We start from the raw sequence: 24,494 nt of genomic DNA, 5'->3' as shown, positions 1-24,494 counted from the left end.
GCTTCGGCTTCGCCTCGCAATGACGGGGCGAGCTGTCTGTCTTGCAATGACGGTGGTTTCGATACGTCCTTCGGACTACTCAACCACCGTCGTCATTGCGAGGAGCGTAGCGACGAAGCAATCCATATTATAAGGAAACCCTATGATCAAAAACCGAAGCACTTCCTTAGCTGTAATAATCTTTGTTTACTTCCTTGCCGCTTTCTGCGGACTTTTTACATATAATTACCTGACAGACATTTATTCTTTTTCTTATCAGCTATCCCTTTTTCTGGCAGACCTTCTTGCAACTATTGTAGTATTTATCTTCAGCCTGATATTCAGAAATGCTTCGGTTTATGACCCATACTGGAGTGTACAGCCGCCTGTGATTCTTGGTCTTGCCCTTGCAAAGGTTGATGCTGATAATCCTCTTTTGGGCTGTCTTCTTTTTGCTGCAGTTCTTTTCTGGGCTCTGCGTCTTACTGCCAACTGGATTTACAATTTTGAAAGCTTTGAGTACCAGGACTGGCGTTATGTAATGCTTAAAGAAAAAACAGGAAAGTTTTATCCTTTTGTAAATCTTATGGGTATTCATATGTTCCCAACCTGCGTGGTTTATCTCTGCGTTCTGCCGGCTGTTACCGCAATTGCAGAGAAGGCAGCCTTCCAGCCCCTGTGCCTGCTTTTTGTAATTTTGAGTCTTCTGTCAGCAGTATTTCAGGGACTTGCTGATATTCAGATGCACCGCTTCAGAGCCTCAGGCGCGGGTGGCTTTATCCGCACTGGCTTGTGGAAGCATGGCCGCCATCCAAACTATGCCTGTGAAATTCTTATGTGGTGGGGAATCGGTCTTGCAAGCGTAGCTGCTTTGGGCTGGCAGCGTTTTTACCTTTTAGCCGGTGCTCTTGTTAATACTCTTATGTTCCTTTCTATCAGTATTCCTATGGCAGATAAGAGACAGTCCCGCAAGCCTGGCTTTGCTGAATACAAAAAAGAAACCCGCATGCTCTTCTAACCGGAGTTTTTGAAAAATGACCAGAATCTTATTTATTTGTCACGGAAATATCTGCCGCTCTCCTATGGCAGAGTTTGTAATGAAAGAGCTGGTACGCCGAGCCGGCCTGGAAAAGGACTTTTTAATTGAATCTGCTGCAACCAGCCGGGAAGAAATAGGGAACGACATTCACTATGGAACCCGGGCAAAACTTCGTGAAATGGGAATCCCTTTTGAGCGACGTGCCGCACGACAAATCACTCCAAATGATTACAACAAATATGACTACCTTGTCGCTATGGACGATGAAAACCTTTATTACATGAACCGCTGCTGGGCTCCGGACCCGGAAGGTAAAATAGTACGCCTTTTATCCTTTGCCGGTAAAAACCGTGATATTGCAGACCCCTGGTACACCGGAAACTTTGACCAGACCTATGATGATATTATGGAAGGATGTACAGCCTTTCTGGAAAAACTTACAAAAAATGTATAAAAAATCACAAAAAATAATCTGCAAATAAAAATAAATTTTTGTGTTACTTTAAAACTGTGGTATAATTAATTTATTGAAGTAAAAGTGCAGATGAATATACCCGGTACGAATGAAAAATCTAAAGTCCTCATAGTTGACAGCAATAGTGAAAACTCTGCGCTGCTGTCACAGATTATCTCGCCCTTTTACGAAGTTCTTAATGCTTCGCCAGAAGAAGCTGTTTCTGTAATAACTGAAAATTGTCATGACTTAGCAACTGCAATTATAGAAATACGAAAGGCTGTTCCAATAGTAAAAGAGTTACGGGGAGCAATTCCGACAGAAAAGTTTCCTGTTCTTATCAGTACAGATATAGAAAATTCTGAACTTGAGAACCAGCTGCTGGATCTTGATGTAACTGATTTTTTGAAAAAGCCTTATGATAAAAGGCGGGTTCTGCAGCGCTTAAAAACTGCAATAAAGCTTTCTCAGGCAAATAAAGCAATCGATGAACTTGAACGCGATGAGCTTACTGGGCTTCTTACCCGTAAGGCATTTTTGCTTAAGGTTGAACAGTTTATCAGCCATAACCGGGAAAAGAACTTTTGTATAATTGCCTTTGATTTTGATAACTTTAAGTCTTCCAACAGTCTCTATGGCGTAGAAAAATGTAATGAGTTTCTTGCCTATTCTGCCAGAGAAATGATGAAGGCAATGCCTGCCGGAATAAGCGGCCGTTATGGCGGAGACCAGTATATTCTTTTTTATGAATACGACGAACAGGTTGATATTGAACGCCTGAATCGTATATCAAAAATGATTCTGGATAAGGCTCCTATTCCTCACCAGATTGTAAAGATGGGAGTTTATGCTCCTATAGATGTTGACCTTCCTCTGGTTATCTGCTGCGACCGGGCCTTCCTTTCAATAAGCGGTATAAAGGGAAAGTACGGAAAAGATCTGGCCTTCTTTGAAGACTCCCTTCAAAATCAACTTTTAAATGAGCAGAGAATTATAGAGACTATGGAGCGGGCTCTTGAAGAAAGTCAGTTCCAGGTATTCTATCAGCCTAAGCATGAAACAGTTTCCGGACATATTGCAGGAGCAGAAGCTCTTGTCCGCTGGAATCATCCGGAATACGGCTTTATGGCCCCTGCCAGCTTTATTCCGCTTTTTGAACGTAACGGCTTTATTACAAAACTGGATGTCTTTGTTCTAGAACAGGTTTGTAAGGATATGAAACGCTGGGAACAGGACGGACTTCCTCTGGTTCCTATTTCTGTAAATGTTTCTCGCCGAGATTTTCTGGAAACAGGTTGTATTGAAAATCAATTTAAAATAATAGATGAATATAAGGTAGATCACAGCCTGCTGCACATGGAAGTAACAGAGTCTCTTTATTCTGAAAATACCGATATCATTATTTCTCAGGTTAAAAAAACACAAAACCTGGGCTTTGCAATTGAGATGGATGACTTTGGTTCCGGTTATTCTTCTCTTGGTTCTCTGGCAACCTTCCCGCTTAATATTCTTAAACTGGATATCTCTTTTGTCCGCAATATCAAAAAGAATGAAATTGTAATAGAGAACATTATTAAGATGGCTCACCGTATGGGACTGCTTACAATTGCAGAAGGGGCAGAAACTCTTGAGCAGTATAAAATCTTAAAGACTCTTGGCTGCGATTATATTCAGGGCTTCTATTTTTCTAAGCCTCTTTCCTGCCGCGATTTTGAAGCTTATCTTAAAAAATCTTCTGTGCTTTCTACCGGTCGAATATTGATGAAGCCGGCAGAAGGAGAACAGACAAATCTTTCTGAAGAAATGTTGATTGCGGCTAATGAGGTTGCAGAAGGAATTCCTGGAGGCTTCTTCTCTTACCATGCAGATGGTGCCCTGGAGCTGATTTCCTTTAATAGTGAACTTATCAAAATGTATGACTGTAAAACTGCAGAAGAATTCCGTGAGTATGTAGGAAACTCCTTCTGCGGTATTGTTCACCCGGATGATTTTACGCGCGTACAGAGAAGTATTGATAAGCAGATTACAGAAGAAAATCATATTGATTATGTGGAATACAGAATTAAGACAAAAAGTGGAAGCGTAAAATATGTAAAGGATTATGGCCGTTATGTAAAAACAAAAAATTACGGCGATATTTTTTATGTCTTCTTAAATGATATAACTCTTGAAGAAAGAGCTAAGGCAGAAGCAGAGGCAGAGCTTGTCCGCAAAATTGAACTGCAGAGAACAGCAGATCTTGCTTCAAATGCAAATCGTGCAAAGAATATTTTTATGCAGACTGTAACACAAAATATTCTCAACGATATGCAGGAAATGATAAAGTTTACAAATAAGAGAAAGAACAAAGAGTTGAGTGAAGACGAGGCAGTAAATTCTTTACTCAAAATAGAGCATACACAGGAGCACATGTTAAGCTTCCTGAATAATGTAAATGAACTTGTGCAGATGGAGAATGGTGATATAGAAATTAATGAGGCTCCAACTGACCTTTCAGATGCAGTAGAAAAAATATATGCACTTATAAAAAATGAAGCAGAGGCAAAAGATATAACAGTTGAATACTGGAGCGAAATTTTTAATCCATATATTTATCAGGATGTAATTCATACTACAGATAATGTTATGAATATTCTTATGAATGCAGTTAAATATACTCCAAGGGGTGGAAAAATAAGATTCGGTCTTAAGCAGGAGAAGTCTGCCCTTGATAATGAATGTTTAGTAAGCTTTATCTGTGAAGATACGGGTATTGGTATTTCTCCGGAGTTTTTGCCTTACATCTGTAAGAGCTTTGCCCGTGAGGATAATGAAGTAAACTCAGAAATTCCAAGTGCCGGACTTGGCTTGTGTATTTCAAAAAATCTTCTCGAGCTTATGGGTGGAACAATTGAGATTAAGAGCGAGCTTGGAAAGGGTACAACTGTAATAGCAAAACAGCCTCATAGATATGCTAAGAAAGAGGATGTGGATAAAGCTGCAACTCTGACAAACAATGTCCGCATATAAAGACTTAAGAAACTGAAAAATTAAAGGCCGCGGGCCCAGGCATAAGTGCTGAGATATGGGTCTGGTCTTACAGCTTCCGGCGAAGCGTATAATTCATCAATCTGACCTTTTTCATTAATTCTTCCAATTCGGGTAATTTTATTCAGATGCTGATTTGAGCCTTCAATTGTAACAATACCTTCCGGGGCAATACAGCTGAGTTCCTTTGCAGCAATTCTTACAGGTTCTACGTCAAAGGTGCCGGCTCGGGTACAGGCAGCAGCCCAGAGATTTACGGCAATGTAAGCGGCTTCTTCCGGGTCTCCTACTGCAGTGTTGGTTCCAAACTCTTTTTTATAGGCATTTACAAATCTGGTATTTTTTGCAGTCGCAGTGGACTCAAAATAATTCCAGGCAACATAATGCCCTTTCAGTTTATCTATACCAATAGTCTTAATTTCGCTGTCAGAAACAGAAAAACTCATGACCGGAATATCATCTGCATCTATACCGGAATATTTTAACTGAGAAAAAAATGACTGGTTCGAGCTTCCGTTCAGCGTGTTTATAATTACATCCGGCTTAAGCTTTTTTATGTCTTTAACAATCTGATTAAAATCTGATTCATGCATTGGAACGTAAACTTCGGAAACACATTGGCCGCCAAGATATTTTAACTGTGCTTTGATAATGGAATTTGCAGTTCGCGGGAAAACATAATCACTGCCAAGAAGGTAAAAGCGTTTTCCCAAATTTTTAACACAGTAATCTATGGCAGGAACAACCTGCTGATTTGGAGCGGCTCCCATGTACATGATGTTTGGACTTGCTTCAAAGCCTTCGTATTGTACCGGATACCACAAAAGGCCGTAATCTTCTTCGAGAACAGGTTTTACGGCTTTACGGGAGTCTGAGGTCCAGCAGCCGAAAATTGTTGCAACCTTGTCTTCTTCCAGAAGTTTGCGGGCTTTTTCAGCAAACATACGGGGATTACTTTTTCCGTCTTCTTCAATAACCTTTATCTGGCAGCCGAGCACACCGCCTGCCTCGTTAAGTTCTTTTATGGCAAGCAGTTCTGCGTCGCGTACTCCTGTTTCGCTTATGGACATAGTTCCGGTTAGAGAATGCAAAAGACCAACCTTTACAACTTTAGATTTTTTTGCTTTGCAGGAAGCCAGGGAAAATGCGGCTGTTATTGCGAGAACTAAAACTGCTGTATTAATTAAATACTTTTTCATAAATCTCCAGCTCCTTTCTGCCTTATAAAATATCATAGGTTTTCATGAGGCCTTTACCTTTTACTTCACATTCAATAGCCTTGCTGAACTTTAAGCCTTTCTGGCCGGAAAGCTCTTTTTTAAGTGTATCTGTAATTCTTATTCCGCCTGGAGTTGCCGCCGTTTCCATTCGGCTGGCAACGTTTACGGTATTGCCCCATACATCATAAATGAATTTATGGGTTCCAATAACTCCTGCAGTTACCGGACCGCAGTTTAAGCCAATACGAAGCTGGAATTGAATGTCTGCATTTTTGTTGTACTCTTCCAGATCCTGCAGCATACCCTTTGCAAAATCTACCATTATGCGGGCATGATTTTCGTTCGGTTCCGGTATACCGCAGGCTGCCATGTAGGCATCCCCGATTGTCTTGATTTTTTCTACACCCATTTGCTTGGCTCTTTCATCAAAACGGCTGAAGAGTTCATTCAGGGCCTTTACAATTTCCTGAGCCTTGTGTCCGCTGGAAACTTTTGTAAAGCCAACAATGTCAGAGAAAAGGAGGGTAACGTTTTCAAAGTCTTCACCAAAGGATTTATTTCCGTCTATCTTTTTAAGCTTGTCTGCAATCTTGTCCGGAAGAATGGAACGCAGAAGCATATCTGATTTATCTTTCTCAATTTTGAGGTCGGCAGTTCTTTCCTGAACAAGTGCTTCCAGGCGGAGGTTTTCCATCTTGATTTTCTGTTCACGCCATAAGAAGTAAGCTATTGCAGAACCTGCCATTGCGGCTATTAAGACAACCCAGAAAAGAGGTCTCTGCCAGAGATAAGGCTTCTGATAAAAGAACATCATTTCTTCATTGTTGGATTGCAGTCCGTTTCCGTTTATTGCATAAACCAGGAAGGAATGCTTTCCCGGTGTCAGGTTTGTGTAAGAAACAACACGCTCGGCGCTTGGGGTAGTGTAATCAGTTTCAAAGCCTGTAAGCATATGAGAGAAGCTTAGTCGTTCAGGAGCATCAAAAGAGATTCCTGTGTATTTTATATCAATTCGTTTTGTACCCGGCTTTAAGATAATCATGTCTCTTGAGTGTTTGTAAACTGTAGAGTCCACGGTGATTGTTTCAATCTGAACCAGTGGAAGAATAGAATTTTTCTGAACCTTCTGAGGATCGTAAACGGCAATGCCGTCTACAAGAGGAATCCAGAGGCGGCCAAGGCTGTCTATGATTGCACGGGCAGTAGAGGTAGGACCATCGGAATCAAGACCATCATTTCTGTTGTAATATTGAGTAGTAAGAACTTCTCTTTTTGATGCAAGGAAGTCTGCAATCTCTGCCATTGAAATAGAAGCTATTCCATGGTTGTTTGTAATCCAGGCATTGTTCATATTGTCGAACATTATCTGGAAAACAGAGTTTGTACCGATTCCATTTTCAGAGTTTATGGTGCAGCAGTTTAATCTTGTTTTTCTTGTAGAATCAAAATCTTCTATGCGGGTAATTCCGCTTCCGGTACAAATCCAGAAGTTTCCCTCTTTATCCTGATTTATTTTAAAAATTACGTTACCGGCAATTCCGTCTGCAGAGGTGAGGTGAGAAAAGACTTTTTCATCTTTCATAAGGAAGATTCCGCCGCCATCTGTTCCAATCCAGGTTACTCCGTGAGTATCCTTGTAAATTGCCATAACGTATTCGGTTTCGAGTTCACCTGTAATCTGCTTGAAATTTTTGATAGAGCCGTCTTTATGAATAATGCTTAAGCCTGTTGTTGTACCAACGTAATATTCGTCCGGCTCTGTCTGAATTGCAACGCGAACCTTATTGCCGGCTAAGCCATTGTCTGAGTCCCAGTTCTTAATGCTTTTGCCGTCGTAAATAATCTGGCCGGGCTTTGTGTAGCAGCTTACAAGAAGTTTACCATCCGGGGTAGCTTCTACATGGCGAACACGAAGCCCCTTTGTGTATTTTGTAAGCTCATTTTCCTGGGCTTCATCATCTTTAAAACACAGAACTCCCTTATCTGTAGCAGCCCAGATTCTTCCGTCTGGGGCTTCTGCAATACAGTTTACGGTTATGCCCAGCCTGTGCATTTTAAATTTGCCCAGAGTCATTTTTCCAATGCCGTTTCTGTCTGTGGCAAACCAGATGTTTCCTTCCCGGTCCTGAATGATTTTGTTTATGTTTGAACCGGCAAGCGCCTGAGCGCCCTTGTATTCTTCAAATTTTCCATTTGCGTAAACTGCAAGGCCATGCTCCGTTCCAAACCAGATAACTCCGCTTTTGTCCTGAAGAATAGTGCAGGCTGGAGTTCTGTCAAGAAGTGTATTTGTTTTTAGCAGTGTAACCTTGTCTCCTTTTAAGCATGCAAGTCCTTTTTCTCCAAGGCTTATCCAGTAAGTTCCTTCCTGGTCCTGAAAAATTGCTGTTGCAAAATAGGTTGAATAAGGTTCAAAGACGTCGAGAGTGCGGAAAACTCCGTCTTCACAGATAAAAAGACCGTTTTCGTTAGAGGTTGTAAGCCAGATTCTGCCGTCGTTGTCGCAGTAAAGATGAGAAGCAATTACGCCGTTTGCAGTAGTTCCCGGACCAAACTGTGGATTTATAAGTTTTCCATCGGGGGTAATGTAAACAACACCGCTGGCAGTTCCAACCCAGATATTTCCACGCTTATCTTCGCAAAGAGTTCGTACAGAATTGTTTGGAAGTCCGTTTTCAACAGTATATATTTTATTTCCGGCGTCTGACAGTTTATGAAGACCTTCGTCATTTGAGCCCAGCCAGATGTCACGGCGGCCATCTTGAATTATTGTTCTTACGGAAGCAAAGCCGTAGCTTTTGTCTGAAATACGGTTTAAGGTACTGAATTCAACTCCGTCAAATTTAACCAGACCTTCATAGGTTCCTATATCAATATATCCGTCATTTGTCTGATAAATATCGTTTGCTGTGGTGCCCGAAAGCCCTCCAAAATCGCTCCAGGACTGATAAACATAATTATCAAAAAATCTGTTTTGAGAGAAGCACGAAAGTGAAATTGAAAGGAATATTATAGAAAAAAATAACTTTTTCATATAAATATTATCAGTCAGAATTTGTATAAATGCAAATTTTTTCACTTTTTTGTAAAAATTTGGTGAATTTTTTCATAAAAAATTTGACAAGAAATAATGAATTTGCTATATTATAAACAGCTTGTAAATAAGCTGATAAACTCTCTCCGATGTCCAGCAACGCTGGACGGCAAGGTTCCCTTCTAGTGTTACTGTCTGGGAACCTTGTTTTTTTTTAACTTACAAAAGTCTTTAAAAATCCGTTTTTTTTGCTATTATAATCATAGAATGAAGAACCAGAGAAAAAACAGTCTTACTGATATTCGTCATGAGATTCAGCGCATACAGCTGATTCTGATTATTGTGACCACTATTTTTATGAGCATTGGCGGCGCGGTTGTAAATGTAAATGCAAGCGATAAAGCCTTTGACCAGAATCTGCAGGAAACTGCCGGCCTTATTACGCGAATTTATGGATTTATGAAGGAGGCGCCCCGCCGCGACTTGTGTATTACTATGGACGGGATTGCAGCGGAGCTGGCGGATGTAGACGTTATTTCAATAGTCGATACTCAGAATATAAGAATCTATCATACAAATCATAACCTTATTGGTAAGGAATATGACGGAACTCATCCTGATTTTACGAGTCACAAAAAGGGTTTTTATACAGAAAGTGATATTGGTCCTTCCGGTCCACAACGCCGTTCTTATTCTGCGGTTTATGATGAAAATGGGAACTACATAGGTTTTATAATGACAATCATGCTTAAAACATCTATCCGTTCCTTTACTTATAAAATTGTTCTTTTATTTGTGATTGTAACTCTGGCTGCAATAATCATAGAAATTGCAATATGCCGCGCTTTTTCCAGAAAATTAAAGAGGCGCCTTCTCGGTTATGAACCAGACACCTTTACTTCAATGTACCGCATTCGTGAAAACATACTTGAATCTACATACGACGGAATAATTGCCGTAGACAGCGACAATAATATAGAGTTTTCAAATAAGGCTGCCAAAAAAATGCTGGGCTGCGATGAAACAGATTCAACTGAACACTGTGATGAAAAAGTAAGCCTGATAAAGCAGGCTGTTTTTGCCGAAAAATACCTTTCTCAGGTTATTTCCAGCGGTACCGCCGATTTTGGTATTCAGACCGAAACAGAAAACGGTACAGCCCTTTTAATAGACTGCATCCCTGTAAAGGAAGACGGAATTATAAGCGGCGCGGTTGCCCTTTTACATGACCGTACCGAATACACAAAGCTTATGGAAGAGCTTGCCGGTACAAAGTATCTGGTAGATTCCATGAGGGCTAATAATCACGACTTTACAAACAAGCTTCATGTAATTCTCGGCCTTATTCAGATTGGCGAATATGATAAGGCTGTTTCATATATCGAAAATATTTCCATTATTCAGAGAGAAACTCTTAGCACGGTTATGCACGCCGTAGACAATGCCTCTTTTGCTGCCCTCTTAATTGGTAAAATTGCCAGGGCTTCTGAATGTAATGTAAAGTTTATTCTAAAAGATGGAATCCGCTTTAAGTCTTCGGAAGTTGCAGTGCCTTCCGAAGCCCTTGTAACAATTGCCGGAAACTTAATTGACAATGCTCTGGACGCAATGAACATGAACCTGAACAACGACCGGCCGCGAGAGCTTGAGTTTGGTGTTTTTACAAAGCCTGGCGAGCTTTTAATTACTGTCCGCGATACCGGCTGCGGTATTCCTGCAGAAATCGGCGACAGGATTTTTGAAAAAGGCTTTTCTACAAAGGGCAGCGGACGCGGTGTAGGTATGTATCACACAAAGCAGCTTGTGGAAAGTCTTGGCGGTACAATCTCTTTTGAATCAGAGAAAGACATAGGCAGCTCTTTTATGGTATTATTAAAGGGTAGTTATGTATAAGGTTCTGATTGTTGAAGACGACCCTATGGTCGCTATGATAAATGAACAGTATGTCTGTAAGAACAAGGATTTCTGTGTTGTAAAAACCTGCCGTAACGGTCAGGAGGCGCTGGACTTTTTAACCGGACCGGAAGGGGAAGGCATTAATCTTGTGATTATGGATGTATTTATGCCATATCTCAATGGTGTAGAGACCCTCAAAAAAATCCGGGAAAATAAGCTGCACTGCGAAGTGATTATGGTAACTGCCGCAAATGATCCGGCAACACTTGAAGAAACAATGCACCTTGGTGTAATTGATTTTTTGATTAAACCTTTTGCCTACGAGCGTTTTCAGGTGGCCTTAGAAAAGTTTATGGCAAATGAAGAAGCTTTCAGAGCCGCAAACCAGACAATTGATCAGAGCTATGTAGACAGCCTTATATCTAACCAGGGATCTGCCCGCATTGTGGATAAGGAACTGCCAAAGGGTATTCAGGAAAAAACATTAAATCTTCTTATTGATTTTATGAAAAATAAAGGCGGCTGGGTTACCGGAGACCAGATTTCGGAAGAGGTGGGGCTTTCAAGTGTAACTGTGCGTCATTACATGAGTTATCTGCTTGAAACTAAACAGGTAAAGGCAGAAATCAATTACGAAACCGGCGGACGTCCAAGTATGCTCTACCGTATGGCTTGAATTCTCTAAATAATCTGTTATAATCTACTTATATACAAGGAAGGTAGATAAATGATAGTTTCAACAAAAGGCCGCTATGCTCTTCGTGTTATGATTGATCTTGCTGAACAGCATACACAGGATAGAACTCCTCTAAAAGAAATCGCAGAACGTCAGGCGATTTCTCAAAAATATATAGAAGCTATTATGACTCTGCTTTCAAAAAATGGTTTTGTAGAAGCGGTGCATGGTAAAGGCGGCGGATACAAACTTAATAAAAAACCGGAAGAATACAGGGTAGGTGATATCCTGCGTCTTACAGAAGGTACTTTGTCGCCAGTTGCCTGTCTTGAAAAAGATGCACCTGAATGTCCGCGAAAGGCTGTATGCAGAACCCTGCCTTTGTGGACTAAGCTTGATGATTTAGTTGAAAATTATCTGGATAGTGTTACTTTAGCTGATTTGATGAAATAAAATGTCATCCCGAACTTGTTTCGGGATCTCATGTGGAAGATGCTGAAACGAGTTCAGCATGACATGTGTGTTTAGATTTCTTCAAAAGTGTCTTTAGGAATTACAATTGTAGCGATTGTTTCGTTATCTGTTGTAGTAAATTTGAGATTGTCTGAAGCAAGTCCCATCTTTTTAAGCATAATTAAAACTGTAATAATACCAAGGCCGGAACCTTCTGTCTGGTCAATGTCGTTCATTGCATCGGCCATGGTTGTGTAAACCTTGGTTTTTTCTATTTTTTCTTTAATTCGCTTTAATTCATTATCAGTAATCTTAGTGTTATTTGAAACTGTTATGGAGATTATATCATCTGCAGAAAGAAGAAGATGTACTTCGAGATGTACGGCTTCGAGTTCTGCTTCGTAATGAAGGGTGTTTTCATCAAGGTTTTCCTTAAAAGCCTTCATCCCGTTTTTATAATCCTGTTCGTTGTCTATGTTAAGGTTGTGCTCTTTGAAATAGATTCTCTTCGCATTTGCTTTGCTTGCGTTATCAAGAAGTTCGAAAAGACAGTATGAAAGATAGTTAAAGAGATAATCCTGATCGCATTCTTCCAGGAAAACTTTGAGAATCTTGAGAAAACGTTCCTTCTGTTCAGGAGTAAGTGTATAGCAGAAGAAATCAACTGGTTGCCTTGATTGTACGGCAATCTTTATGTTTTCGATATCTGCTTCACTTATAACTTTATCGTTAACTTTCATAACTTTAACTGTCTTTATTATAACCCTGATTTCAAAAAAATCAACAAAATGTTGCTGCCTGTTTATGGGGAATTTTACCTAAATTTTTTTTACAATTTAAGTCGCTTTTTTTACAACACTTCTGAAGTTTTATAATATATAATAAAAATGGAGGTAAAAATGGAAAGCATTAAGAAACTTGGATTTGGACTTATGAGACTTCCTTATTCGGAAGATAAAACCTGGGGTAATATTGACCTTGAAAAGACCCGCCAAATGATTGATGCCTATATGGCTCAGGGCTTTACATATTTTGATACAGCCTGGGTTTATCACGGAGGATTTTCTGAGCGCGTTTTCGGCGAGCTTGTTGCAAAGCGTTATCCCCGCGAAAAGTTCCAGGTTACTACAAAAATGCCTCTTTGGGGAAAAACAGATCCAGCAGACCTTCAGAAAACTTTTGATGAGCAGCTAAAAAAATGTGGCGTAGAATATTTTGATTATTACTTCCTGCATGCCCTTAATAAAGATGTTTACGAAACTGCAGAAAAGCTTGGTGGCTTTGAATGGATGCAGAAAATGAAGGCTGAAGGAAAAATCAAACATCCGGGCTTCAGCTTCCACGACAGTGCTGAGGTTCTTGAAATGATTTTGAGTAAGCATCCGGAAGTTGAATTGGTTCAGCTGCAGATTAACTATATTGACTGGGAAAGCGAAGGTGTTCAGAGCCGCAAGTGCTATGAAATCTGTAAACGCTATGGAATTCCGGTTTCTATTATGGAGCCTATTAAGGGTGGAAGTCTTGCAAATATCATGCCGGACGCAAAGAAAATCTTTACTGATTATAATCCTAAGGCAAGCGTTGCAAGCTGGGCGGTGCGCTACTGTGCAAGCCTGGATAATATTCTTGTTGTTCTCAGTGGTATGAGTAATATGGAACAGCTTGAAGATAACATGAGCTACATGAAGGATTTTGTCCCTCTTAATGCAGAAGAGCAGGCTTGTGTTCAAAAGGCTACGGACCTTATTAAATCTACTATTGCAGTTCCTTGTACAGGCTGCCGTTATTGTGTGGATGAAACAAATGGTGGATGCCCTCAGAATATCAACATTCCTAGAATGTTTGAACTTGCAAATGAAGCAAAGCGATATGGCGTTGCTTCTTACAAATGGCACTTTAACGAGGAGCTTAAAAAGACCGGTAACCCGGCTGACTGTGTCGGCTGCGGCAACTGCGAAGGGCACTGTCCTCAGAAAATCAGCATTATAGAAGAACTGAAAAAAGTGGCTGAAACATTTGCATAAGCCTTATATTTGCTTGATTTGTAATGTTTTAAATTAATTTGAAAATCTTTATTTCCTCTGTTACAATATATCTACGGTAAATTGTAATATGAAAAAGTGCGCATTTTTCGCTTCACGGCTTGTTTTTGTCTTTATTTTTATTTTTTCTCTCTTTTTATTTTCTTCCTGTGGTCAAGACGAATCAGTTCCACGAATATATCTTGATGATGATTTTTACTGGGCTTTAACAGATGCAGCAAGTGAACCGGAAGATGCTGAGAACCTTCAGTTTGAACATCTTGATAATATGGGTTATAAAAACCTGATGGACCTTGTAGGCATTGAAGGTAAATACATATGGCTCAAGGCAGAGTTTGAACTGATTCCGGAATTAAAAAATGATGACCTTTCAATGGTTATTCCATATCTGCATTATGCAGATATTCTCTATCTAAATGGAAAATATATTGATGATTATGGTGTAATGGGAGATAGTCCGGACGACCCTGTAAATCAGGAAGCGGGTTATGTTGCCCATCTTTTTGATTTTCCGGAATTGTATCTGAATCAGGAAGGAAAGAATACAATTCTTATTAAGGTTCAGTGTCTCGGCCATGCAACAATTACAGACGGAGTTTTTGTAGGCCTTCGACAGGATGGCTGGCGTACCTCGGATAATATGACCTTCTGGCGCAGCCGCTTTTATATCTTCTTTGAAGGTGTAATGCTTTTGTGCGGGCTCTTCTTCCTGATGCTTTATTTTATCTATAAGCAGGAAGTAAGTTACAGACGCTTTGGTTTATTAAATTTCTTTACAGCTTTATTCTTTTCTGTCTTCTTTATAACAGATTTGCCATGGGCAGGTTTTCATGGTGGTGTTCCTTTCTTCTATTATGTTAAGTTTGCCAAGAGTATCTGTTTCTTCTGTATGGCCTTTGCTTTTTCAATGTTTATCTGTTCCTTCATTGAAAAGAAACTCAATACTTTTGAAACTGCCATTCAATATCTTTCATTTATTGTAAGTACAATACTGGTGCTTCTTGCGCCTGATTACCTCTGGCTTGTAAAAAAGACTCTGCTGCTGATTCCGCTTTCCTGCCTGGGTCTTTTTATTTCTATTGGTTATGCAATTGCAGCTATTAAAAAGACTGAGTCTAAACAGCAGACTAAGGTTCGTTTTATTTTAGGTGCCGTTTTCTTCCTCATTGTTGTAATGGGAATTGATGTTATTATTAAGGGTGCCTTCAGAAATATAAAACTGCCTTTTATCTCGATTTTTGGCTGGACAGGTGTAATCATCATAATCTTTATTTACTTCTGTATTGATTACAGTAAAATTGCAAACCGTCTTGAATATCTTAATCATAGTCTTGAAGATGAAATTAAAAGGCAGACAAAGCAGCTTACTGATGTAAACGGCCGCCTTGAGCATGACCGTGAAAAATCTCTTAAAGATATGCGTATGGCTGCAATTGTTCAAAAGAAGTATTTTCATGCTCCTGAACATCCGCTTAAAAATTGGGACTTTGCGGTACGTTATGAGCCGCTTTCGCTTGTTTCCGGTGACCTTTATAATTTCTATCACGAGGGAGAACAATTAAACGGTATTTCTCTTTTTGATGCTTCTGGACACGGTGTTGCAGCAAGCCTTGTAACTATGCTTGCAGAAAATATCATTCAGCAGACTTATAATGAGTTGTTGCAGAATGGTCAAAGTGTAGCAGAGTGTCTTAAGCTTATTAATGAACGTTTTATAGACGCAAAGGGTGAAATTGATAATTATCTTACCGGTCTCCTTTTAAACATGAAGGAAAATGAAGATGGCAGCTGTACGGTAACTATGTCAAATGCAGGCCATCCATATCCTCTCTTTTATAATGCAAAAGAAGACACATTAGAAGAAATGCTTCCTACTGCAGATATGCCATATACCGGTCCTGTAGGTTTAAGCGGTATGAATGTAGATTATTCAGAAATGTCCTTTACAATGAATAGCGGCGATTTCCTCTTCTTGTATACCGACGGTATAACTGAAATGCAGAACAGAGAAAAGCTTGATTTTGGAATTGAAGCGATTATGACTATTCTTGAAAAGTGTAAAGATGACAGTGCTGAAGATATTGCAAAAAAATTAATGAAAGGTCTTGAAAACTTTATAAAAGACACGCCGCGCATAGACGACGTGTCTGTAATTATTCTTAAGCGCGTTTAGCCTGCTTAGCGAATGTCTGTACACCTTCGATAACGAGGATTACAGCGAGTACTGCCATAGCAAGAGCGAAAATCAGCTGGAACCAGTTGCCCCAGAAGAATGCACCCTGTGCACCTGCAGCCATAGCTCCAATCTTCTTTACAATTGTAAGAACAAGTGAAGTCAATGTAGCAGCAAGCATGAAAATCATAGGGATAAAGAACATCTTGTTGTTCTTTCCAGCCTGACCAAGCCATGCAGCAACAGCCATCAGGGCAATACCGGCTAAGAGCTGGTTAGCAGCACCAAAGAGTCCCCAGATTGCAGAAAGCTTAAGACCACCAAGAATACAACCAATGATTACCATAGTAGCTGTACCAAAGAGTGGGTTAGCAAGAACCTTGCGGATGCCTGTTGCATCTTTCCATGTAGCCTCTCCATCCTTAAGGAAGAGTTCAGAGAACATAAAGCGGCTGAGGCGGGTACCTGTATCAAGAGATGTAAGAGCGAATACAGAAACTGCAAGAGTAAGAAGAGCATAGATTGTGTTGTAAACGCCAGAGTTTTCGTTACCGAACAAAATAGCAATACCTGCACCAAATGCTGCAGATGGAGAACCGAAGCCGCCGTTCTTGTACTTGTCAAATACCATACCAACAGCAATCAAAGAAATAATACCAAGAGCAGATTCAATAAGCATTGAACCATAACCGATAGCCTTAGCATTCTTTTCGTTGTCGAGCTGCTTAGAAGAAGTACCTGTAGAAATCAAAGAGTGAAAGCCTGAACATGCGCCACAAGCTACTGTGATGAAGAGGGCAGGGAACATAGTTCCGAGGTTTGTCTTCCAGCCTGTGAATGCAGGAATTGTAAAGGTTGCGTTTCCTGTGAAGGCAGATCCAACAATACCAATGAGGGCAAGGACCATCATAGCGTAAAGAAGGAATGAAGAAAGGTAATCACGTGGCTGCAGCAAAATCCAAACCGGTACGAGAGAAGCAACTGCAATATATACACCAATGAAAACAATCCATGCTGTGCGGCTCATAGCAAATCCACACTTCAAACCAAGAATTGTGATAAGCACGATGCCTGCAATTCCGATGATTGTAGCCGGGAGTGTTTTAAGACCGCATTTATTTGTAAGAATACCGTAAACAATAGCAAGTACAATAAAGAGAAGAGAAATCATAGCTGTTGTCTGGTTTCCATTAGGATTTCCAACGAATCCGAATGAACCTGCTGCAGAGAAGAAGGTTCCTGCAACAACGTTTACAAAGGAAGCAATTACAAGAATCAATACGAGAAGGGCAAAGATGATAAAGAGCTTCTTTGCCTTTGTTCCCATAGAATCTTTGATGATTTCACCAACAGATTTTCCGTCGTGGCGGATTGAGGCAAAAAGAGAACCAAAGTCCTGAAGACCGCCGAAGAAAATACCTCCGACAACACACCAAAGGAATACTGGAACCCATCCGAAAACGGCTGCCTGAATTGGGCCGTTAATTGGACCTGCGCCTGCAATAGATGAGAAGTGGTGTCCCATCAGAACGGCAGGCTTTGCCGGAACATAGTCAACACCGTCTGTCTTTTCGTTAGCCGGTGTTTTTCTTGAAGGGTCAATACCCCACTGCTTTGCAAGCCATGAGCCATAGCAGATATAGCCGATGAGCAGCAAAACGATTGCAGCAATAATAATTAATAATGCTGTCATTTGAACTTACCTCCTCGTAAATTCGAATAAGTTTTTATTTAAAAATCTTGTCGGGAGAGGGTCACGACGGATTTTTTAAATTCTTTTTAATCAGCTTAATAAAATCCTTGCCCTGGCGGTTGGAGAAGACTTCCGGGGCTCCGTCTTTACCGGTAGTGCCCAGGTCACAAACTGCCAGCTTAAAATGGCTCCAGCCGTGTAGACTGAATTTATAGGATTTATAAAGCTTTGTTTTTTTGATTTTGATTGCTGTTTCTGGAGAAATCGATTTCGTAAAAATTAAAAGAGAAACGTCTGAATTGCGGTGTCCGTTATAGGGTTTTACCTTTGCAAGACCTGCTTCCCAGGCAGCCTTTACGAGTTCTTCCAGTTTTTCTGTGTCTAAGACGTATGTATCTGCAAAATAAACAAATTCATTGGAGTCTATGTCTGCAATATGGGCAGAACGGACAAGAAAATACTGTTCGTTGTGGGAACGAAACTCTGCTTCAGCGCAGAAAGGAGGGGTAATTTCTTCTTTTTTAATGGTGTAATACTGCTCAAAAGCTGGCAGTATCACTTTTATAGCATCTGAAGGCGCCATCTTTACTATACCTAATTATTTTTAGTATATGTAAAGATGGTTTAAGTGTCAATTAAAAACTTTAGTTGTATTGAAGAAAGTTGCGGTGGTTGAGTAGCACGAAGTGCGTATCGAAACCACCGTAGAAGGCGCTTATGCCTGCAATGCAGTAACGGCTACAGTTGCAACAATGTCGTCTACATTGCAGCCGCGGCTGAGGTCGTTGAGAGGCTTTGCAAAGCCCTGGCAAACAGGACCAATAGCCATCCAGCCGCCCATGCGCTGACAAATCTTATAGCCGATGTTACCAGCGTTGATGTTAGGGAAGATGAAGGTGTTAGCGTGACCTGCAACCTTGCTTCCCGGAGCCTTGAGTTCTCCAACTTCTGGAGCAACTGCTGCGTCGAACTGGAATTCTCCGTCGAGAGCCAGATCAGGAGCAGCTGCCTTAGCAAGTTCTGTAGCCTTCTGAACCTTTGTTACTGTGTCGTAGAATTTAGCGTCGTTTCCTGAACCCTTTGTAGAGAAAGAAAGCATTGCAACACGTGGTTCAATTCCTGCAATTTTCTTTGCTGTGTCAGCAGATGCTACAGCGATATCTGCAAGTTCTTCTGCAGTAGGTTCAATGTTGATAGCGCAGTCACCGAATACGGCAACTCCCTCTGGAACGTACTTGTTTCCACCCTCTGGAGCAACCATAATAAAGCAGCTTGAAACTGTCTTAAAGCCAGGAGCAGTCTTGATAACCTGAAGTCCCGGGCGGAGTGTATTTGCTGTTGAGTGGCAGGCACCAGAAACGAATCCGTCTGCATCTCCAGCCTTCAAAATCAAAGCACCGTACATTGTGTGGTCTTTAAGAATTGCGGCCTTAGCTGCTGCAACATCAGCATACTCAGGAGCACCAGTCTTCTTGTTGATTTTTCCTTCGCGAGCTTTAAAAAGAAGTTCTGCATATTTGTCGGCATTTGCATCCTTTGCAGGATCAATGATTGTAACGCCTGAAAGGTCAGCATTGCTTCCGCTTGCTTTAATATCCTCATCGCTACCAATCAAAATGATTTTTGCGATTCCATCTTTTACAATTTTAGAAGCTGCTTCTACAACGCGCTTGTCTTCGCCTTCGCAAAGTACGATAGTTTTGTTAGCAGCCTTAGCTTTTTTAAGTAAGTCTTCTACGAAATTCATAATGTACCTCGGTCTCTAGAATACTACTATGACGCTTTTTTTACAATTAGTAATCTGGAGGCCTGATTAAAATCCGGGAGAGGTCGGGCGGCTTCCTTCCTGAGGCCCTCTGTTTGTGCCTGCTGATGAATCTGTATATACATAGCTGCTGCTTGTTGTAGAGAAACTTAAGCTTTCGCTTCCATCATCTGTTATTGAAGGAAGACTGGTGTACAGACCGTGGAATTGAGTTCCGCCATCTACGCTTACGCTGCTTCTTACTGTATATTCAATTCCAGTTGAAAGTTCGGGTGAAGAAAGAATCATGATTGAACCTGCACTTGAAGGCAGTGTGTATACAAATACCGGGTTATCATCTTCATCTACGATTGCCATAGTTCTGTTAGCGTTACCGTAAGAACTCTGTCCAAGAACTGCTGTGGTCTGGCTGCAGTTTGAAGGGGCAGAATAATTATTTGTTCCGAGTCCTGCGAGAAGACCACCTGTAATCTTAAATTGATTATTGTCGCAGTCAAAGGCACATTCTGGTTCTTTTACTCCAAGTGCAACAATTATTCCCCCGTTGATTGTAATGCCATTAGAACCGTTGGCGTCTATTGCGTCGTTTTGAGAACTGCAGGCATAAATGGCGCCGCCGTTGATTGTTATGTTGCCGCCGGCGTTTATTGCGTCGTCTGTGCTGTTAATGGTGATGGCACCTGCATTGATTATAAGGTTACCCTTTGCTTCAATTCCTTCCGGCGAGCATGATTCGCCTGTGCTGTTATTTTCATAAGGGGTACCTGTTGTTGTTATGCTGATATTGCCGCCGTTAATTTCTACATAAGGATCTGGAAGTGTTTTTGAAGTGCCGTTGAGAAAACTTGTATAGAGCAGAGACTTATTTGCGCTTGCTGTATAAGAGCTGTTTCCTATTACGCTTTCTGAAGATTTCCAGTGTGCGGTAATGCCCTTAGCGATTGTGTTGATTGTGAGGTTTCCTCCATTGATAATTACAAAGCCTGCGCTCGCTGTGTATTCTACAGCATCTTCATCAGCATCTTCGCCTTCTACTTTTATTCCGACACTTTCATCATCTGTGATAGTGCCTTTGCCTGTAAGGGAGATTGTTCCATTGTCAATAATAACACCGGTCAAACTTCTCAGGCAGTCGCGGCCACTTGTGCTGTTTACTGTAACATTCAGGGTAAGGTTTGCAATGCGGATATAATCTTTTGAATAAACTGCATGTTTATAACCATTGTTGATTACAGAAAGACTTCCACCGGCAGAGCTTGAACTTTCACCTGTAAAAATGAGGCTTCCCTTTGAATAAATTGACCCTTTCTTGTCATCATACATCGTATTGCTCTGGTAAAGACTACGGCTGTCTGTAAGTGTATTTGTAGTTCCTGCAGGGACAACAATAAATGTTCTCTTTTCTGATTTGAACCTTAGAACTGGTCCTGCGCCGTTATTACTCGAAAGATTTGCATTGTTGAGGACCACTGCGGCGTCTGCTTTTTTGTTTTTAATGAATATAGTTCCGCTGTAGCTTCCAGAAAGAATGTATTTAATTTTTTTTGTACCATTGTATTTAATTTCTATACCGGCTGCTGTTTCATCTTCAGAAGAATTATCTGTGGCTGTAATAGTAACATCAGATTCTGTAATGTCTCCGCTGTAACTTGCAGTCCAGCTGTTTTCATTGAGAGAAATAGAAATGGTGCCTTCGGCCGTAAAGTTTTCATAAAGGTCATCGGCAATTACGCAGAATGGTGTGGCAGAGCCTGTGTATACATATTCCTGTGCGTTTGTGTTTTCTGAGTAGTTGTCTTCAGTTTCGTCTGAGACACTGCTGCTGCAGCCTGTAAATAAAAAGAAAAATACTGATAAAAGTATTGCAAGAATGTAAGTGCCAAAATATAGAATAAAATAGCGGGTAAAGCCTAATGTTTTATTTTCGTTTTTTCTGGTGCTTTTCATAAAATCCTCCTGAGCTTTTAGCTCGATGCTTCTTACTCTACATCACAATAGCCTGTAAATCTTGAATTTACGCTAAGAGAATTCTGAGAAAAGTCTTATCAAAAAAAAGGCATTTTCTCATTTCTTTTTTTGAACTATGCCGTATAATTCAATTATGAAGTTTTTTAAAAGACAACTTCTAATACTTTTATTTTCTCTCCTTATGGCGGGTTTGTTTGCGGCTCCATCGGCTCCTGCAGCCCCGGCAACTGGTGCTTCGGCGCCGGCTGCCGGTAATCCGCCTCCTCACGGACCAGGCCCGGGGACTCCGCCTCCGCAGCATCCCCGTCCGCTTCCGCCATCTCCAAAAGATCCGGACAATATGCTTTATTACCGCGGTAACCGTACAGCCCAGGAAGATCTGCCGCTTACGGTAAATCAGGTAAAGGTAAGCAGAGTGGGGGTGGACCAGGTTGATGTTGAGATAGTTTTTAATCAGAGTATAAATCCGCGGTCTGTAAAAACTCACCGTATAACAATTGATGGAAGTGAACTGCCTCAAAATGTAAGCATCTGGTTTAATAAAAAAGGCGACACTGTAAAGTTTATGCTTGCATCAGAAAAAGATTCTCTTGAATTGGGGATTAAAGGAATTCGTGCCTTTAACGGAACTGTAATGAGTCCAACCCTGATTACGGTTCAGGTGGAAGCAGCTGCAGGTGAAGACTCTGCTGAATAAGAGAGGTTAAAATGAAAATACTTATAGTAGAAGATGACAAGGGGATTTCAGATTTTGTAATTCCGGAACTGGAGCATGAAGGCTATGAAACCTGCCTTGCAGTAACAGGCCGCCAAGCCCTTGAAAAATTCGAAAGCGAAAAACCAGACTTGATTCTGCTTGATATTATGCTTCCGGAATTGAACGGGCTTGAAGTTTTGCGTCGTATCCGGGCTGAGTCTTCAGTTCCTGTAATTCTGGAAACTGCCCGCGGTGAAACTATAGATAAAATCAACGGACTTAATCTTGGTGCAGATGATTATATTCCAAAGCCATTTGAAATTGAAGAACTGCTTGCCCGTATAAATGCTCTCTTCCGCCGTGTCAGTTATAATCAGCCTAAGGAATCAAGTCTTTCATACAAGAGCCTTAGCCTGAATCTGGACAGAATGAGTTTCAGCTTTGATGGGGGAGAGGAAGTTCAGCTTTCGAAAACAGAGTTTTTAATGCTGCGTCTTTTTGTCGAAAATCAGGGTAAGGTTTTGTCCCGTTCACAGATTATAGATGCCATCTGGGGCAAGGGGCATTTTATTGATGAGAATACAGTTGATGTTTACATTGGGTATCTGCGTTCAAAAATTTCTGAATTTACCAAAGACGGATATATCAAAACCGTGCGTGGCGCCGGTTATATGATTGTATAATCATCAGGAGTTACAGAAGTTTATGCTGAAAAAAATAAATCATTCATTTGCTGCCCGGCTTTCCCTTGTTTTTATGTTTATTTTGACCGGCGCGGTTATTATGCTCTCGCTGGGCTTTCTCTTTTTTCTGCGTTCTATGGTCAGGGGGAATCAGGTTACGGGACTCAAGCATGCAGAGTCTGCGGTCTTTACTGCATTTTCTGAAAGTGAAGGAAAAAGCTCTGAAGATGAATCATTATTTTTATTTCCAGATATTCCATATTTTCTGACTTATATTATTTATAATCCACAGACAGAAGAAGTGCTTGCAACTAATGATCCCTTTCTCCCTCTTTTAAAAGATACCCATGGCCGGGCAGTCCGCTATTATAAAAAGGATTTCTTTTTTGACGGAGATCTTGATGTCCTTTATTATGCCGTAAAGCATGGGCCTGTGGTCGTTGCAGTTGCAGAGAATATAGAACACAATGCCTTTACCGTTATTTTTGAAAAGCTTCCTCTTATTCTGCTTTTGATGATTCTGCCTATTCTTTTGATTTCTTTTTTGATTTCTCTTTTAATCACAAAAAATACAATCAGTCCTGTTGTAAAAATCACAAGGGCTGCGGGGGCAATGACAACAGAAAAGCTTGGAGGAGAACTTCCTTTAAGTGGCAGGGGAGATGAAATTGATGAATTGTCCTCAACCTTCAATAAACTCTTTATGAAAATTAAGGCAGACTTTGACCGAGAGCGTCAGTTTTCAAGTGATGTTTCTCATGAGCTCAATACTCCGCTTACAGTAATTTCCGGCCAGACCAGTCTGCTCCTGCGCTGGGGTAAGGATAATCCTGAACAGCTTGAAAAATCTTTGAATGCCATAAAAAACGAAACAAAATCAATGCATGCAATTATTGAAAACCTTCTGCAGATTTCGCGGATTGAAAGCGGTCGTATAAAGCCTCAGCTATGTCAGGTAGATTTGCAGGAGCTTTTTGAACGGGTGAGTGATGAGTTTGCTGCTCTTGCTCCAGAGGCTCATTTTGAATTTGATTTTCTAAATGATGATGGCCGTCACATAAATACAGACCCGGAAATGCTGCATCAGCTGATTACGGTGCTTGTTTCAAACAGTGTAAAATTTGCCGGCAGCACTTGCAGGGTAAAACTGCAGGCAGAAAGAATTGATGATACTTTACTTATGAGATTTGAGGATGATGGCCCTGGTTTTTCTCAGGAATCTCTGCCTCACATTTTTGAACGTTTTTACCGGGCTGATGAAGCTCATGTAAGGGCAGCGGGTGGTTCTGGGCTTGGTCTTTCAATTGCAAAAACTCTTTGCTCCGCTCTGGATGCTGAAATATCTGCTTATAATGCAGAACCTCACGGGGCAGTATTTGAAATCAGATTTGATAATCAGTAAATCAAAAAAAACTCTGATTAAATAACAGGTTCTGGTTAAATAAAAAGCCGGCGTATCAGCCGGCCTGTAATGTGCTCTCAGTCAACTGTGGACTGGCACTATAAATGTTCCAGCAGTAAGCCGCTGGCGCTTTATAAAAGTCTACGTATTATATAACCTCGACCAGGTTATCTCTCTTTGTCGGAAATTGCATATTGCCTCCCTTCAAGCAGCGGTGTACGTCCTCATCTCGTTCCTTGCTACATCTTTATAATAACACAGCTTTGTCATATTGCAAGGAAAAAAATGCTCTT

At 40.8% G+C, this 24,494-nt stretch carries 18 protein-coding genes; 11 read left to right on the top strand and 7 right to left on the bottom strand.

Going from position 1 to position 24,494, the window contains the following annotated elements:
- Nucleotides 1-142: 142 nt before the first annotated feature.
- The 3 genes from G626_RS15475 to G626_RS0105085 all read left to right on the top strand — a co-directional run bounded on the left by G626_RS15475 (nt 143) and on the right by G626_RS0105085 (nt 4,481).
- Nucleotides 143-997 carry a DUF1295 domain-containing protein gene (locus tag G626_RS15475; protein ID WP_022931711.1) on the top strand — a complete coding sequence of 285 codons (855 nt, stop codon included), beginning with the start codon at nt 143-145 and terminating at the stop codon, nt 995-997.
- A 16-nt stretch (nt 998-1,013) separates the two neighbouring features.
- Complete coding sequence (locus G626_RS0105090) at nt 1,014-1,472, top strand: low molecular weight protein-tyrosine-phosphatase (protein ID WP_022931710.1); 459 nt, start codon at nt 1,014-1,016, stop codon at nt 1,470-1,472.
- A gap of 90 nt (nt 1,473-1,562) precedes the next feature.
- The gene (locus G626_RS0105085; protein WP_022931709.1) at nt 1,563-4,481 is read left to right on the top strand and encodes an EAL domain-containing protein; all 2,919 of its coding nucleotides are present in this window, start codon (nt 1,563-1,565) and stop codon (nt 4,479-4,481) included.
- A 20-nt stretch (nt 4,482-4,501) separates the two neighbouring features.
- On the opposite strand, the gene urtA is transcribed toward G626_RS0105085, so the two are convergent.
- Both urtA and G626_RS0105075 read right to left on the bottom strand, forming a co-directional pair.
- Nucleotides 4,502-5,698, bottom strand: a complete 1,197-nt coding sequence (gene urtA, locus G626_RS0105080; RefSeq protein ID WP_027726992.1) for an urea ABC transporter substrate-binding protein — start codon at nt 5,696-5,698, stop codon at nt 4,502-4,504.
- A gap of 22 nt (nt 5,699-5,720) precedes the next feature.
- Nucleotides 5,721-8,753, bottom strand: a complete 3,033-nt coding sequence (locus tag G626_RS0105075; protein WP_022931707.1) for an adenylate/guanylate cyclase domain-containing protein — start codon at nt 8,751-8,753, stop codon at nt 5,721-5,723.
- A gap of 267 nt (nt 8,754-9,020) precedes the next feature.
- On the opposite strand from G626_RS0105075, the gene G626_RS0105070 reads away from it, so the two are divergent.
- The 3 genes from G626_RS0105070 to G626_RS0105060 are packed head-to-tail and all read left to right on the top strand — an operon-like array spanning nt 9,021 to nt 11,778.
- Nucleotides 9,021-10,646: a sensor histidine kinase gene (locus G626_RS0105070; RefSeq protein ID WP_022931706.1), complete on the top strand. Its 1,626-nt coding sequence runs from the start codon at nt 9,021-9,023 to the stop codon at nt 10,644-10,646.
- Nucleotides 10,639-11,325 (top strand): response regulator, encoded by a 687-nt coding sequence (locus tag G626_RS0105065; protein ID WP_022931705.1) that lies wholly within the window; start codon nt 10,639-10,641, stop codon nt 11,323-11,325. Before G626_RS0105070 ends, G626_RS0105065 begins: the two co-directional genes overlap by 8 nt.
- Nucleotides 11,326-11,376: 51 nt before the next feature.
- A complete protein-coding gene (locus G626_RS0105060) occupies nt 11,377-11,778 on the top strand; it encodes an RrF2 family transcriptional regulator (RefSeq protein WP_022931704.1) in 402 nt (133 codons plus the stop codon).
- A gap of 71 nt (nt 11,779-11,849) precedes the next feature.
- Here the strand turns inward: G626_RS0105060 and G626_RS15470 are convergent, their stop codons facing one another.
- Nucleotides 11,850-12,518, bottom strand: a complete 669-nt coding sequence (locus tag G626_RS15470) for a Cof-type HAD-IIB family hydrolase (RefSeq protein WP_022931703.1) — start codon at nt 12,516-12,518, stop codon at nt 11,850-11,852.
- Between the two features lie 159 nt (nt 12,519-12,677).
- Here G626_RS15470 and G626_RS0105050 point away from each other — a divergent pair, with 159 nt between their 5' ends.
- Nucleotides 12,678-13,802, top strand: coding sequence for an aldo/keto reductase (locus tag G626_RS0105050; RefSeq protein WP_022931702.1), 1,125 nt, complete (start codon nt 12,678-12,680; stop codon nt 13,800-13,802).
- Between the two features lie 88 nt (nt 13,803-13,890).
- Nucleotides 13,891-15,993, top strand: coding sequence for a SpoIIE family protein phosphatase (locus G626_RS0105045; protein ID WP_022931701.1), 2,103 nt, complete (start codon nt 13,891-13,893; stop codon nt 15,991-15,993).
- On the opposite strand, the gene G626_RS0105040 is transcribed toward G626_RS0105045, so the two are convergent.
- The 4 genes from G626_RS0105040 to G626_RS0105025 all read right to left on the bottom strand — a co-directional run bounded on the left by G626_RS0105040 (nt 15,980) and on the right by G626_RS0105025 (nt 21,398).
- On the bottom strand, nt 15,980-17,686 hold the full coding sequence (locus tag G626_RS0105040; protein WP_022931700.1) for a carbon starvation CstA family protein: 1,707 nt from the start codon (nt 17,684-17,686) through the stop codon (nt 15,980-15,982). The genes G626_RS0105045 and G626_RS0105040 overlap by 14 nt on opposite strands.
- 61 nt (nt 17,687-17,747) lie before the next feature.
- Nucleotides 17,748-18,269, bottom strand: coding sequence for a hypothetical protein (locus tag G626_RS0105035; RefSeq protein ID WP_022931699.1), 522 nt, complete (start codon nt 18,267-18,269; stop codon nt 17,748-17,750).
- 132 nt (nt 18,270-18,401) lie between these two features.
- Nucleotides 18,402-19,433, bottom strand: coding sequence for a phosphate acetyltransferase (gene pta / locus G626_RS0105030; RefSeq protein ID WP_022931698.1), 1,032 nt, complete (start codon nt 19,431-19,433; stop codon nt 18,402-18,404).
- A gap of 66 nt (nt 19,434-19,499) precedes the next feature.
- On the bottom strand, nt 19,500-21,398 hold the full coding sequence (locus tag G626_RS0105025) for a carbohydrate-binding domain-containing protein (protein WP_022931697.1): 1,899 nt from the start codon (nt 21,396-21,398) through the stop codon (nt 19,500-19,502).
- 154 nt (nt 21,399-21,552) lie between these two features.
- On the opposite strand from G626_RS0105025, the gene G626_RS0105020 reads away from it, so the two are divergent.
- The 3 genes from G626_RS0105020 to G626_RS0105010 are packed head-to-tail and all read left to right on the top strand — an operon-like array spanning nt 21,553 to nt 24,201.
- On the top strand, nt 21,553-22,116 hold the full coding sequence (locus tag G626_RS0105020; RefSeq protein ID WP_022931696.1) for a hypothetical protein: 564 nt from the start codon (nt 21,553-21,555) through the stop codon (nt 22,114-22,116).
- Nucleotides 22,117-22,127: 11 nt separating this feature from the next.
- Nucleotides 22,128-22,799, top strand: coding sequence for a response regulator transcription factor (locus tag G626_RS0105015; protein WP_022931695.1), 672 nt, complete (start codon nt 22,128-22,130; stop codon nt 22,797-22,799).
- 22 nt (nt 22,800-22,821) lie between these two features.
- Entirely contained in the window at nt 22,822-24,201 is a 1,380-nt protein-coding gene (locus G626_RS0105010; protein ID WP_022931694.1) for a sensor histidine kinase, read from the top strand.
- The last annotated feature ends 293 nt before the right edge of the window (nt 24,202-24,494 follow it).

The organism is Treponema bryantii NK4A124 (genome assembly GCF_000421345.1).
GTDB lineage: Bacteria > Spirochaetota > Spirochaetia > Treponematales > Treponemataceae > Treponema_D > Treponema_D bryantii_B.
This window is presented reverse-complemented; position numbering and strand designations above follow the sequence as displayed.

What these genes read in the sequence shown, in the direction of transcription:
- G626_RS15475 (WP_022931711.1), top strand. Translation starts at nt 143, where the DNA reads ATGATCAAAAACCGAAGCACTTCCTTAGCTGTAATAATCTTTGTTTAC.
- G626_RS0105090 (WP_022931710.1), top strand. Translation starts at nt 1,014, where the DNA reads ATGACCAGAATCTTATTTATTTGTCACGGAAATATCTGCCGCTCTCCT.
- G626_RS0105085 (WP_022931709.1), top strand. Translation starts at nt 1,563, where the DNA reads ATGAATATACCCGGTACGAATGAAAAATCTAAAGTCCTCATAGTTGAC.
- urtA (WP_027726992.1), bottom strand. Translation starts at nt 5,698, where the DNA reads ATGAAAAAGTATTTAATTAATACAGCAGTTTTAGTTCTCGCAATAACA.
- G626_RS0105075 (WP_022931707.1), bottom strand. Translation starts at nt 8,753, where the DNA reads ATGAAAAAGTTATTTTTTTCTATAATATTCCTTTCAATTTCACTTTCG.
- G626_RS0105070 (WP_022931706.1), top strand. Translation starts at nt 9,021, where the DNA reads ATGAAGAACCAGAGAAAAAACAGTCTTACTGATATTCGTCATGAGATT.
- G626_RS0105065 (WP_022931705.1), top strand. Translation starts at nt 10,639, where the DNA reads ATGTATAAGGTTCTGATTGTTGAAGACGACCCTATGGTCGCTATGATA.
- G626_RS0105060 (WP_022931704.1), top strand. Translation starts at nt 11,377, where the DNA reads ATGATAGTTTCAACAAAAGGCCGCTATGCTCTTCGTGTTATGATTGAT.
- G626_RS15470 (WP_022931703.1), bottom strand. Translation starts at nt 12,518, where the DNA reads ATGAAAGTTAACGATAAAGTTATAAGTGAAGCAGATATCGAAAACATA.
- G626_RS0105050 (WP_022931702.1), top strand. Translation starts at nt 12,678, where the DNA reads ATGGAAAGCATTAAGAAACTTGGATTTGGACTTATGAGACTTCCTTAT.
- G626_RS0105045 (WP_022931701.1), top strand. Translation starts at nt 13,891, where the DNA reads ATGAAAAAGTGCGCATTTTTCGCTTCACGGCTTGTTTTTGTCTTTATT.
- G626_RS0105040 (WP_022931700.1), bottom strand. Translation starts at nt 17,686, where the DNA reads ATGACAGCATTATTAATTATTATTGCTGCAATCGTTTTGCTGCTCATC.
- G626_RS0105035 (WP_022931699.1), bottom strand. Translation starts at nt 18,269, where the DNA reads ATGGCGCCTTCAGATGCTATAAAAGTGATACTGCCAGCTTTTGAGCAG.
- pta (WP_022931698.1), bottom strand. Translation starts at nt 19,433, where the DNA reads ATGAATTTCGTAGAAGACTTACTTAAAAAAGCTAAGGCTGCTAACAAA.
- G626_RS0105025 (WP_022931697.1), bottom strand. Translation starts at nt 21,398, where the DNA reads ATGAAAAGCACCAGAAAAAACGAAAATAAAACATTAGGCTTTACCCGC.
- G626_RS0105020 (WP_022931696.1), top strand. Translation starts at nt 21,553, where the DNA reads ATGAAGTTTTTTAAAAGACAACTTCTAATACTTTTATTTTCTCTCCTT.
- G626_RS0105015 (WP_022931695.1), top strand. Translation starts at nt 22,128, where the DNA reads ATGAAAATACTTATAGTAGAAGATGACAAGGGGATTTCAGATTTTGTA.
- G626_RS0105010 (WP_022931694.1), top strand. Translation starts at nt 22,822, where the DNA reads ATGCTGAAAAAAATAAATCATTCATTTGCTGCCCGGCTTTCCCTTGTT.